This window comes from Thermodesulfobacteriota bacterium (assembly GCA_034189135.1).
Lineage (GTDB): Bacteria > Desulfobacterota > Desulfobacteria > Desulfobacterales > JAUWMJ01 > JAUWMJ01.
Map to the genome: position 1 here is coordinate 1 of JAXHVO010000127.1, position 13,033 is coordinate 13,033.

Annotated in this window: 10 protein-coding genes; 8 read left to right on the forward strand and 2 right to left on the reverse strand. The window is 43.4% G+C overall.

The window, feature by feature from the left end; all coding sequences use genetic code 11:
* The first annotated feature begins 396 nt into the window (after nucleotides 1-396).
* The 5 genes from SWH54_18230 (at nucleotide 397) to SWH54_18250 (ending at nucleotide 7,066) form a co-directional block, all read left to right on the forward strand.
* On the forward strand, nucleotides 397-1,503 hold the full coding sequence (locus SWH54_18230; protein ID MDY6793210.1) for an NADH:flavin oxidoreductase: 1,107 nt from the start codon (nucleotides 397-399) through the stop codon (nucleotides 1,501-1,503).
* On the forward strand, nucleotides 1,500-1,682 hold the full coding sequence (locus SWH54_18235) for a hypothetical protein (protein ID MDY6793211.1): 183 nt from the start codon (nucleotides 1,500-1,502) through the stop codon (nucleotides 1,680-1,682). The genes SWH54_18230 and SWH54_18235 overlap by 4 nt, the downstream gene beginning before the upstream one ends.
* Nucleotides 1,683-1,754: 72 nt before the next feature.
* The gene (locus SWH54_18240; GenBank protein ID MDY6793212.1) at nucleotides 1,755-2,981 is read left to right on the forward strand and encodes a trehalose 6-phosphate synthase; all 1,227 of its coding nucleotides are present in this window, start codon (nucleotides 1,755-1,757) and stop codon (nucleotides 2,979-2,981) included.
* Between the two features lie 163 nt (nucleotides 2,982-3,144).
* A complete protein-coding gene (locus tag SWH54_18245) occupies nucleotides 3,145-6,303 on the forward strand; it encodes a beta-phosphoglucomutase family hydrolase (protein ID MDY6793213.1) in 3,159 nt (1,052 codons plus the stop codon).
* 40 nt (nucleotides 6,304-6,343) lie between these two features.
* Nucleotides 6,344-7,066, forward strand: a complete 723-nt coding sequence (locus tag SWH54_18250; protein MDY6793214.1) for a hypothetical protein — start codon at nucleotides 6,344-6,346, stop codon at nucleotides 7,064-7,066.
* A 365-nt stretch (nucleotides 7,067-7,431) separates the two neighbouring features.
* On the opposite strand, the gene SWH54_18255 is transcribed toward SWH54_18250, so the two are convergent.
* Nucleotides 7,432-8,376 (reverse strand): selenium metabolism-associated LysR family transcriptional regulator, encoded by a 945-nt coding sequence (locus SWH54_18255; GenBank protein ID MDY6793215.1) that lies wholly within the window; start codon nucleotides 8,374-8,376, stop codon nucleotides 7,432-7,434.
* Nucleotides 8,377-8,616: 240 nt separating this feature from the next.
* Here SWH54_18255 and SWH54_18260 point away from each other — a divergent pair, with 240 nt between their 5' ends.
* The 3 genes from SWH54_18260 (at nucleotide 8,617) to SWH54_18270 (ending at nucleotide 11,946) form a co-directional block, all read left to right on the forward strand.
* The gene (locus SWH54_18260; protein MDY6793216.1) at nucleotides 8,617-9,303 is read left to right on the forward strand and encodes a rhomboid family intramembrane serine protease; all 687 of its coding nucleotides are present in this window, start codon (nucleotides 8,617-8,619) and stop codon (nucleotides 9,301-9,303) included.
* Nucleotides 9,304-10,983, forward strand: coding sequence for a putative pyridoxal-dependent aspartate 1-decarboxylase (gene panP, locus SWH54_18265; protein MDY6793217.1), 1,680 nt, complete (start codon nucleotides 9,304-9,306; stop codon nucleotides 10,981-10,983).
* Nucleotides 10,984-11,121: 138 nt separating this feature from the next.
* Nucleotides 11,122-11,946, forward strand: a complete 825-nt coding sequence (locus tag SWH54_18270; GenBank protein ID MDY6793218.1) for an alpha/beta hydrolase — start codon at nucleotides 11,122-11,124, stop codon at nucleotides 11,944-11,946.
* Nucleotides 11,947-11,977: 31 nt separating this feature from the next.
* Here SWH54_18270 and SWH54_18275 read toward each other — a convergent pair whose 3' ends face one another.
* Nucleotides 11,978-12,433, reverse strand: coding sequence for an NUDIX hydrolase (locus SWH54_18275; GenBank protein ID MDY6793219.1), 456 nt, complete (start codon nucleotides 12,431-12,433; stop codon nucleotides 11,978-11,980).
* Nucleotides 12,434-13,033: the final 600 nt, after the last annotated feature.

Genomic DNA, 13,033 nt, shown 5'->3' on the forward strand with positions numbered 1-13,033 from the left:
TTGGATTTTGGTCACAGAATCAGCGCTGTTACCTTTAATCCAAAAGGAGCATTTTTTAAATACTCAGCATAGCTTTTGCCATTCTCCCCAGCTTAGCTGGGGGTTTAGCTCTGTAATTAGATAAAACATTTGAGTCAAGCGGAAAGCAGAAAAAATAGTAACAAAAAACTCTGCAGTACTTGGGCGTTTTTGAAAAAATTGACCTTTGAACGAAGTGATTTTTATTTACCTATCACAAAACAAAAAAGGAGACAAGACAGACAGCTCATCTGCCGTCTTTTTCCTTTTGCTGAAAGAACTTTAAACCTGAGTTCGCCACATAAACTGCTTGAACTTTTCATGGTATTGGATATATATTTAAATTTGTCAATTGAATGCGCAATACCGGAGGATATTTTGTCGAAACTCTTTGATCCCAGCCAAATAAACGGCATGACTCTTAAAAACCGATTCGTTCGTTCGGCCACCTGGGAGGGTATGGCTGCAGACGATGGCGCCTGCACCCCAAAGTTGGTGGACACCATTGCCCGTCTGGCCGAAGGCGGCGTCGGTCTAATTATTACCGGCCATGCTTACGTAAAAAAGCAGGGCCAAGCCGGTCAATGGCAGCTGGGCATTTACGATGATCGACTCATTGCCGGTCTATGTGAAATGACCGATGCCGTTCATCAACAAGGCGGCCGCATCATCGCCCAACTGGCCCATTCCGGCCTGTTTGCCGATCCTTCCCTCACCGGCTATCCACCGCTGGCGCCTTCGTTGATCCAAGGTATTACCAAGCATGCTGTTGAGGAGATGACCCTTGCAGACATTCAAAACGTGGTGGAATCATTCGGCCTGGCTGCCCTGCGCGCTCAAAAGGCCGGTTTTGACGGTGTGCAGATACACGCAGCCCACGGTTATCTTTTGAGTCAGTTTCTTTCTCCATTTTTCAACCGGCGTTCGGATCGATACGGGGGAAATATTGAAAACAGGTCCAATATCCATCTTGAAATCATAGACTCGATCCGGTCTTATGTTGACAAAGATTATCCGGTGCTGATCAAAATGAATTCCGGAGATTTCGTTGAGGGTGGACTCGAACTCGGGGAAGCATTACAGGCAGGAAAACTTCTTGCCAAAAGCGGCCTGGATGCAATTGAGCTTTCAGGCGGAACAGGACAATCCGGCAAGTTAAACCCGATCCGAACCGGTATTCGTCACCAAAAGGATGAAGCCTATTTCAAGGATGCGGCCGCTTTATTCAATGAACATATCGACATTCCAATCATTCTTGTCGGTGGTATCCGGTCTTTTGATATCGCCGAGCATATCATCAATTCCAATATCGCTGACTACATCTCCATGAGCCGGCCCTTTATCCGTGAACCTGACCTGGTCAACCGATGGAAATCCGGTGACCGTTCAAAGGCAGCCTGTCTTTCCGACAGCCGATGCTTTGTCCCTACCCGAACCGGTAAAGGAATTTACTGTGTAATGGAAGAGAGGGAACGTAACAAGTGACCTATAATTTTGATCCCGATCAATGGTACCAAAACGAATTTGAGTTTATTAGAACAAAACATCAATCAGGCAAAATAAATAAACAGGAACTGGAAATCGCACTGGAACAGCTGGAAAAAAGATATGAGGAAATGTGTCACCGACTGGACGGCACTTATCAAATTTCCAAACCTCATTAATGAAACATGGACGGCTTGGTCAACATCGGCAACCTACTTTTCACCCATTCATCCAATTCAAAGGTATTTTAAATGACCCCGATTTTTATTGAAAAGCAGCCAATTCGCTCAGCAAAACAGTTTTATCACCTGATGGCGATGACCCGTAATGTTCGCCATAAAACGGTTGAAAACCTGTTTAACGATCAACCGGTTGATCACGATTTGATCACATCGCTGAAAAATGCTCTTGTCTCACTTGAAGATATACCTGCTGAAAACGGATTAAAAGTTCTTTATATCGACGACTCAAAGAAAATAACTGCCAGGCTTGTATATGAAATAGCGGAACTGCGAAAAGATGTTTTCTTTCTGCAAAATAGTGAAAAACAGTTTTTGCAATACCTAGAAAACCTTCATGAAGGGTTTTCAGACCAGGTAAACAGCGGCATAGAAAAATTGCAGGATATAGCCTTTAACTGTTTCATTACCGACCGGGACGGAACCATAAATAACTATTGCGGCAGATACATATCTTCGGTTCAAGCGGTATATAATGCTGTTTTTTTGACCCGTTTTGCCAAAACAAACCCCTCAAATCCGATCATTATCACTTCCGCGCCGCTTAAAAATCCGGGTCTTGTCGATGTGAGCGTCAATCCCGATAAAACTTTTATTTATGCCGCATCAAAGGGAAGGGAGTACATCGGTCTTGATGGAAAACGCCACACCTATCCCATTGAAGAAAACAAACAGCTCCTGTTGGACAAGCTGAACCAGAAACTTACCGCTGTAGTAAAAAATCCGGCATGGGAAAAATTTTCCCTGATCGGCTCAGGCCTTCAGTTTAAATTCGGACAAACCACCATTGCCCGCCAGGATATCAGAAAGTCCATTTCCGAGTCTGAGTCAGAGGAATTCTTGGAAAAGATCAGGCGCATTGTCAGGGAAACCGATCCCGGTGGAGAAAATTTTAAAATTGAAGATACCGGTCTTGATATTGAAATAATTCTTACCATTGAGGACTCTTTGTCACAAGCCAAAGACTTCGACAAAGCGGACGCCATCAATTTTCTTGATCAGGCGTTGAATCTCAATATGAGCAAAGGACCCCATCTTGTTTGTGGAGATACATTTTCCGATGTGCCGCTGATAGAAGCAGCAATGAAAAAAACGCCGGACACATGGGCGGTTTTTGTCACGGAAGACAGCGAGCTTTCCGCCAAAGTAAAGGATATGTGTCCAAATTCGTTGATTGTCACCCAGCCGGACATCCTGGTTACCATGCTGGGATTGTTATCGCAGCACAAACGTATGTAAAACCGATGCGAGGCTTAAAAATTTTTCTCCAGACGATTCCCATTTGTAGCGTCTGGATATAAAATCATTAAGCCCCGCCTGTTAAACCGGTTTTGTTGCTCTGAATTGGTTCACCCTGATTGTGAGTAAGAAACAACCTATAAACAACAACCAAGGAGTAAAAATGGCCTCAACTCAATTCAAAGGCGCAATTTTCGATCTCGACGGAGTGATCACCGGAACAGCTCGGGTGCATGCCCTTGCCTGGGAAAGCATGTTTAATGTTTTTTTAAAAAAAATTGCTCAAAGGGAGAATGGTCCTTTTGTTCCTTTTGATCCGGAAAACGATTACCTGCAGTACGTGGACGGAATGCCGAGAATGGAAGGAGTAAAATGCTTTTTAGAATCCAGGGGTATCGAATTTCCCTTTGGCGACTACGATGATCCACCTGACCGGGAAACGATTTGCGGCATGGGAAACAGGAAAAATTTGGATTTTCAAAAAGTACTGAAAAAGGAAGGCCCGGATGTATTTGAGACATCAATAAAATTTGTCAAAGCATTAAAGAAAAAAGGAATCAAAGTCGGCGTGGCGTCATCCAGTAAAAACTGCAAGTTGATCCTCAAACTTGCAGGATTGGAAGACCTTTTTGAAACACGCGTAGACGGCATTGTATCACAACAGCTCGGGCTTAAGGGAAAACCCGATCCGGATATCTTTGTCACCGCTGCGGAAAATCTTGGCCTGCTTCCCGGAGAATGCATGGTGGTTGAAGATGCGGTCTCCGGAGTCCAGGCGGGCAGAAACGGAAATTTTGGGTTGACACTCGGGATAGCAAGAAATGATACCGGTGAAGCGCTAAAACTAAACGGTGCAGATTTAGTGGTGCATGACCTCGGCGAAATCAGCATCAAAGATATTACCAACTGGTTTCAATCAGGAGTGATGAAAGACGGCTGGAACCTTACCTATAGCGACTTTAAATTTAAGGAAGAAAAGTTAAGAGAAACCCTGACCACGGTTGGAAACGGATATCTCGGTACACGGGGATGTTTTGAAGGAGAAAAAGCTTCCGAAATTCATTATCCTGGAACATATATTGCCGGAATATACAACAAACCGCCCACCCGGATTCAGGGCCGAAATATATACAACAATGATTTTGTCAATTGCCCGAACTGGTTACTTATCGAATTTGCCATCGGAACCGGAAAGTATATCAGCCCGATGAAAATGGAGATGTTAAGTTACACCCACAGCTTAAACATGAGAGAAGGTGTGACCCAAAGATCCATGGTATGCAAGGATGGACTCGGCAGAATACTGAAAATTAAAACCCAAAGGCTTGCCAGCATGGCAAATCCCCATCTTTGTGCCATGCAGTATGAGATTACCCCGGTCAATTTTTCGCATACCATTCGCCTACGCTCTTCCATTGATGGGAATATCATCAATGATGGCGTGGCCCGTTATCGAGATTTGTATGCAAATCACCTCTCAGGTGTATCTTCGGGAAAATCAAAGGGAATGATTTTCCTTCACGTTCAAACCAATCGTTCAAAATACCAGATTGTGATGAGTGCCAAAACCAATCTGTACGAAAATAAACAAAAGATATCCGCTGATAAAAGTATCCAACAGCAAAAATCATCCATCGCAGAGAATTTAACTATAAACGCAAAGGAAAACCACACCTATACATTAGAAAAACTGGTCAGCATATATACATCTCTGGACAAGAATATTTCAAACCCCGCAAAATCTTCCAAGCAGATTTTAGCAACGGTTAAATCCTTTAAAGACATATACGCACCGCATAAAAAAGCGTGGAAGAGACTCTGGGATAAAGCCGACATCAAAATCAGCGGTGACCGGTTTGCACAAAAGGCTGTGCGCCTGCACACCTACCACCTGCTGGTGGCCGCGTCTTTGCACAACAAAGATATTGATGCAGGAATCACTGCAAGAGGACTGCACGGAGAAGCTTACCGGGGACATGTTTTTTGGGACGAGCTTTACATTTTGCCTTTTTACAACCTTCATTTCCCTGAAATTTCGCGTGCACTGTTAATGTACCGGTACCATCGCCTTGATGCGGCAAAGAAGTACGCCCGGGAAAACGGTTACCAGGGAGCCATGTATCCATGGCAAACCGCAGATGACGGTTCCGAAGAAACACAGGAGGTGCATTATAATCCACAGAACGATTCATGGGGCCCGGACTTAAGCCGAAGGCAAAGGCACGTTTCTATCGCCGTGTTTTACAATGTATGGCGATACGTGTTTGAAACCAGCGACCGGATTTTCCTGAAAGATTACGGTGCTGAAATGATGATTGAGATTGCCCGCTTCTGGGCAAGCATCGCAACCTATGACTCAAATAAATACCACATTTCAGGAGTCATGGGGCCTGATGAATTTCATGAAAAACTTCCCGGTTCTAAAGAAGATGGAATCAAAGACAACGCATATACCAATGTGATGACGGTATGGTTACTGCAAAAAGCGATTGACACGGTAGAAGGGCTTTCGGCAAAATCCTTTGCCCGGCTGGCAAAAAAGACCGGTTTTAAAAAAAGCGAGATGGAAAGGTGGAAAGAAATCACCCGCAAGATGAATGTGATTCTAACAGATAATAATATAATCAGTCAGTTCGAAGGTTATTTGGGTTTAAAGGAGCTTGACTGGGACGCCTACCGGAAAAAATATGGCAACATTCACCGACTGGATCGAATCCTCAAAGCCGAAGGAGATTCCCCGGATTTTTATAAAGTATCCAAACAGGCTGACACTCTTATGATGTTTTATGTGCTTGCACCTGAAGAAATCGTCCATATTTTAAAACGACTGGGATACCGGGTCAATGATGCGGTTGAGCTGTTGAAAGTCAATTACGATTATTATGAAAAGAGAACCAGTCACGGTTCTACTTTAAGTAAAGTGGTGCATGCAGTGATATCAAGTTACATCCACGCATCGGACACCCCATGGGAATGGTTCATGGAGGCACTGAAAAGTGATATATTTGACACCCAGGGGGGTACCACCATTGAAGGAATACATTGTGGCGTCATGGCAGGGACACTTGATGTGGTGATGAAATATTTTGCCGGCATAGACACAAGTTCCCCAATCCTTAAAGTAGATCCGAACCTGCCCGAGCACTGGAGTCATCTTACCTTTAGAATATGTCACCAAAAGAAGTGGTATCATTTTGCATTGTCAAGAAATAGGGTAAAAATTACGGCAGAAGGAAAAGGAAAAAATAAGGTATCAGTCAATATAACCGGAAATAAATTAAAGCTTACACCCGGTAAAGCAAGACGGGTTAAAATGAATTAGGCAAAAAGCCAGAAGGCACATAGGCAGAAGGGATTGATGATTGAAATGCGTCAGCCTTCAACCTAACTACCTGAACGAACAACTACAAATGATTATGGCCAACCACTCAGAAATAAACCGACATATCCTTCACCAGTGCATAGATAAAAATGCGGACGGAATAATAAAACGAAGAAAAGAGTATTCCCCTGAAATCGATTTTGTTTTTGCGGTTTCCGGAGCTGCCGCTTTGGGTAAAACCACTTTTTGTAAAAACCTAGCAAAATTTCTCAACGACAACGGGATCAAAACCAAACACCTACCCCTTGACGGTTTTATGCTTGATCGTAAAACACGGCTGGACAGAAAATTAAGCGGATATGACCCGCAATCCACCAATATACCTTTATTAATCGAAACAATGAAGGCACTGCTCTTTAACGGCAGAAAAATAAAACTACCGCTTTATGATCATAAAACCGGTACACACAGTGGTTTTAAGCCGATCTCACCGTGTCGGGTCATTATCCTGGATGGAATCATGTCCCTTCATTATGAGATAAGGGAATTGTTCACCAACTTTAATATCTTCTTTTATGCGAATGATCTGGTTATGCGGGGGCTGCGCCTCCTGGTAGATCTCAAAGAACGCAGTTACTCTGTTTTTGAAGCTCTCGCCCATTCAGACGAAGAGTTTGCCTCTTATAATAAATGGATCTACCATCAAATCTCTTTTGCCAATATACGTATTTCTGTGGGTCCGGAAAGAGATTTATCTATTTAAGAAATCGGGGAGTCTCTTATCAATGGCCTTTTTGGTGAACCGTTTGAGCTTTATTGATTGCGAGTGGTTCGTCCGGAGAAGCGCCCATTTGCCCGTATCAGCCTTAATAAGAACAGCACTCTGTACACGCCCCATATCTTCTCAGTTAAATCCATACAGGCAGAGACGATCAAAGCTGTCGTGGGGTTCGGTCCCTTGGAGCTGGTTCAAATTGAATCTCAGTCCACCGCAGGCGGACCGAACGCCAGTTTCTCGAAATCATTGTTAAGGCTGATACGGGCAAATGGGCGCTTCTCCGGACGAACTGAGTAAAGATTGAAAAACTCCCCGATCCCTCAGACCAATCGGGTTTTGCTTGATCTGCACTACAGGCCTTTGCTGGAGGTAGCCACAAGAAAATCAAGCAAGGCCTGGCATAAAGGTGAGACATTTCTCCTTTTGTCCCTGATCAGATAAAATTTTCGCGACATGAAAAGGCTTTCAATGTTGAGGGCTTTGATTTCTCCAGCTTTAATTTCCGTTTCAAGGGCTCTGGAAGAAAGAATCGATATTCCGAGACCGGCTTTAATTCCTTCCTTGACGGCCGTGGAGGAACCGAAACGGGCCACCACGTTAAGAGAATCAATATGGACGGATCCTATCCTGTTAAAGTACTCTTTAATGATTGTTAAGGTACCGGACCCGGTTTGCCGTAAAATAAAAGGTTCAGTGGATATTTTTTTAAGTGATATTTGTTTTCTATCCGCCCATTTATGTTCGGCGGAAACCGCCAGTACCAGTTCATCCTCCCACAGTTCATGGTTCATAAAACCCGTATGAGGGCTTTTCGAACCGATGACGCCCAGTTCAAGCTCTCCTTCAGACACACGGTGTTCTATTTTTTTGGTATCGGCAATCGCCAGCTTAACCGTTGTAAGCGGATACTTTTCATGAAATCTGCCAATGACTTTGGGCAATATATATTCTCCTGGAATCGTGCTGCCACCGATATAAATCTCCCCTTTTTTTACACCGAGAAAATCCTGCATTTCATTGCAAGCGGTTTTTTTCATTTCAAGCAGCACACGCGCGTGCTTATAAAGGAGTTTGCCAGCTGCGGTGGGAACCACCTGCCGTCCCATACGATCAAATAGTCTGCTACCAACCATACCTTCAAGGGTGGCTATCCTTTCACTGACAGAGGCCTGTGCAAGAAATACGGCATTGGCGGCTTTTGAAAAGCTCTTCAATTCTAGAACTTTGCAGAAAATTTCCAGTTGTCTGAGGTCAAAATCCACAGTGGCCATTTTATAAGGTTCTTCTTTTCTCATAAGATTTTATTAACCTGAATATTAAATCAAGTCAAATATAGAAGCTACGCAGGTGATCGCAATCATCGCCAATATAAAAACCATTATAAGAGGCAAAAGGAGCCAATGCCGGTTTCAGTGCATATCACTGGAGCAATTTTTTCTTTTTTTGGTTGATGTATTGTCGCTGCAATACTAAGTTAGTTCCTCAATATTGCATTAAAACTGATTTTATTTTTGTGACTTCTATCTGAATATTAAATGATTCCCTTAAGAGATGAAAATCCGTCCAGCACCATTCCTCTGGTCACTATTTTTCTAATTTTAGCCAACATTTGTCTTTTTATCTATCTAAACTATGTTGTACCCGGAGAAACGAATCAATTTTTTCTTAAACTCGGATTTATTCCCTTTGAACTTTCCCATTTCAAAGATATCTCCCCGAAGAATCTTGTGCCTGTGCCCTTGACTATTTTTACCTCAATGTTCATTCACGGTGGTTGGATTCATTTGTTGAGTAACATGCTATATTTATGGATATTCGGTGATAATGTGGAGGATCTTCTCGGTCATATAAAATACCTGGTTTTCTATGTGACCTGTGGAATTGCGGCAGCCGGGGGACATTTTTTAGTAAATACATCTTCAAAAATTCCCACAGTCGGTGCCAGCGGTGCGATTGCCGGTGTCCTCGGAGCATATGTATTCCTTTTCCCCAAGGCACGTATAAAAACCCTGTTCATCATTTTCATATTCATCCATATAGTTAATATTCCGGCGATTTTAATGCTTGGTTTTTGGATAATCATGCAGGTTTTGAGCGCTTATTTTGAATATGGCACTCAAACAGGCGGCCAGATCGCCTGGTTTGCCCATATAGGAGGATTTGCCTCCGGCCTTATGCTGATTATTGTAATGAAAAAAAGAAAGAAAAGGTCTTATCGATAAATGACGCCCAATGCAAAATTGTTACAATCTGATACCTTTCCCGACACGTCCGTGTGCTCCAAAAACAAACGTGCCGAACTAATTGCAAACTGGCAGACGCTTCAGCGAATTTTCCTGCAGCCTGAAAGTGAATCTTCCAGGTCAACCCTATTAAAATACATGGAACAGATTCTTTTTGGCCTGAATGATTTTTTAAAACAGCATGTCGGGATCACCGAAGAAGCAAGCCTGCTGGAACTCTCCAACAGGTATAAAGACAGCTGTATCAGTAAAAACCCCGCTAAAAAACTTGCCGCAGTCATTAAAAGAATCATCGAGGATATCGCTCCCCATGCGGTAAACGTCGCTTCGCCTTATTTCATCGGTCATATGACCTCCGCCATACCATTTTTTATGGTTCACCTTCAAACCATTGTGACCGCATTAAATCAGAATCTAGTGAAACTGGAAACATCCAAAGTGACCTCAGTCCTTGAACGCCAGGTTCTGGCAAAAATTCACCGATTAATTTACCATAAGGATGATTCTTTTTACGACTTTCACATTCAAAACCCGGAAAGCACTCTGGGAACTTTCGTTGAAGACGGTACCCTCGCCAATCTTACCGCCCTATGGGTTGCCAGAAATGCTTTTTTTCAGCCGACTGAAGGTTTCGCCGGCGTGGAAAAGGAGGGAATGGCTGCCGCTTATCATGCCTGTGGAATTGATCGTTGCGTGGTCCTGGTATCACAACTTGGGCATTATTCCCTGAGAAAATCCGGCGGGATTTTAGGCATCGGTCACAGACAGTTCCTGTCCATAGATGTTGACCGCCATAACCAAATGGACGTCATAAAACTGAAAAAAACCATTGAATCATTAAAAACCGATTCCCCTAAAACAAAAATTCTTGCCGTCGTGGGAATAGCCGGAACCACTGAAACAGGAACGGTTGACCCCCTCGCTGAAATTGCTGAAATATGTGATAAACACAACATTCATTTTCATGTGGATGCGGCCTGGGGAGGACCCACCCTTCTTTCGGAAAAATATAGAACGTTGCTCTCAGGAATTCATCTGGCGGATTCGGTGACCATTGACGGACACAAGCAGTTTTACATGCCGATGGGATGTGGCATGGTTTATTTCAAGGATCCATCCATCATGGATCATATTGCCTATTATGCCTCTTATGTAAACCGTCCCGGCTCAGTCGATCTCGGAATCCGCTCTGTTGTCGGCTCCAGATCGGCCATGTCCCTTATCCTCGGCAGTTCACTTGAGATTATGGGAAGTATGGGATATGCCCTTCTTATTGACCACGGAATCGAAACCGCCATGTCGTTTGCAACAGAAATTAATAAAAGACCCCTGTTTGAACTGGTGACCCAGCCACAGCTTAATATTCTCACTTATAGAATTTTACCGAATAAAATTAAAAAAGAATTCATTCATGCCGATGCGAAAAAGAAAAAAGAGTTGAATCAACAATTGAATCATATCAACATCACAGTCCAACGCCTACAAAGAGAGGCCGGAAAGAGCTTTGTTTCCCGAACGACGCTCAACAGAACCGCCCATGAAGAAAAAGTCGTGCTGCGATCTGTGGTGATGAATCCGATGACCGATATGAAAATTATTGGTGAAATACTGGATGAACAGGAGGATATTTATTTACGCGAATTTGATCATTCCAGGTAAACACTCGCCTGGCCAGGCTGAAGCTGTTTAGGTTGAGTCGTTGCTGTCCCAGTATTAAATACAGATGATCTGGTTAAAAATCGAATCCATCAATAAAGCCGGTTTAACATTTTTTTATGGTAATTTTCAGGAGTTACCATGCAGATTTTCATAAAAATTGCCACATGGGTTTTCCTTTTTTATTTTTTTTATTGCTGTTTCCTTTTTATAATACAGCGCCAGATTATTTTCCCCCGCAGTCAGATCCCCTATTCTTCCGAAACCAAAAACACCGTTCCCGGAATTGAAAAGATATGGCTGACCATTGATACCGGAAAATTCGAGACATGGTTTATGCCGCCGCTAAATATCGATCCGATAAAACCATCGCCGGCAGTCATTTTTGCTCACGGCAATGCGGAGTTAATCGACTTTTGTCCGCAAGAACTCCAGGGTTTTACCCGTATCGGTATCGGGGTGCTTCTTATTGAATATCCCGGTTACGGTCGGTCTGATGGTTCTCCTTCGCAAAAAACCATTTCCCATGCGTTTAATGCAGCATACGACTATCTTGTTTCCAGAAAGGAGGTAGATCCAAAGAGAATCATTCTTTTTGGACGCTCTGTGGGTGGCGGGGCGGCCTGTGCTCTTGCCGCAAACAAACCTGCTGCCGCACTGATACTTCAATCTACATTTACATCTGTCAAAGCACTGGCATCAAGGTTTCTTGCCCCTGGTTTTTTGGTGCGTGATCCTTTTGATAACCTGTCGGTTGTCAGCACCTACCCCGGTCCTGTTCTCATTATACATGGCAAATACGACGACATTATTCCGTTTTCACATGGCAAGGCCCTATATAAAAAAGCCGTCAACGGTAAAATGATAATCTATGATTGCGGTCATAATGATTGCCCACCAAACCAGGAAGTATTCCGTAAAGATATTGAAACATTTCTTCATAACGCAAAAATCATCAGGAATTAGAAAAAAACGCTTTTACTGACGTTATTTCCAGTTAAAATCCGAAATTGAAATGCTGTTTTAACAATTCAACGGTCCTTTGGCTCATTTTCAGCTTCTCTATTTCCTGAGGTGATACCCAGCGTGCATCGATGGCGTCATCCCCGGCCTGAATCTCACCGTTTACATAATCTGCAATCAGGTCAACAATCACGTAGTGAAATTTTACGTTGCCCATATGATCATGCTCTATCAGGTCAAATGTATATATAGGTCGCCCAGCATGTATGGTAATTCCCGTCTCTTCAAATATTTCCCGTTCAACTCCTTGTTGAAGGGATTCCCCCAATTCCAGTTTCCCCCCGGGAATAGACCACAAACCTTTCGACGGTGTCTGTCCTCGGCAAACCAGTAAGACATTTCCATCCTTAAAGACGACGGCGCCAACTCCCACTCGCGGGCTGTTCGGATATTCATTTTTGGACATACCAATATTTTTTTTGCTTGGCATAATTTCAGCTCTTAAAATGCGACATTCATGTGAACCGGTTTTGAGTTATTTTTCCAAGGCTAACTGAATCGGGGGGCCGGGGAGTTTTTATCAATGGCCTTTTTGGTAAACCGTTTGAGCTTTAATGATTGGTAGCGGTTCGTCCGAAGAAGTGCCCATTTGCCCGTATCCGCCTTAACAATAATTTTGAGAAACTGGCGTACGGCAGCTATCTCGCTGAGATTCGATTTGAACCAGCCCCAAGAGACAGAACTCCACGGCAGCGTTGATCGTCTCTGCCTGTATGGATTTCACTGAGAAGATAGGGGGCGTGTACAGAGTGCCGGACTTGTTTGTTAAGGCGGATACGGGCAAATGGGCACTTCTTCGGACGAACTGAGTAAAGATTGAAAAACTCCCCGATCCCTCAATCTAATCATTTCATAAAGTTCAACAAGTCTTGACACCCTTTTTTCTTTTCTCTATTCTCTTTTAAGGCTCAGTCATGACCTCCGGCCCAGCCGGAGGCTTGCATAAAGCCCTATAAGGGCATCGATACTGATAACCCCTTAAGGGGTATTATTGTGTTAAAATTACTGTTCTGCGACCAAATCCATTTTT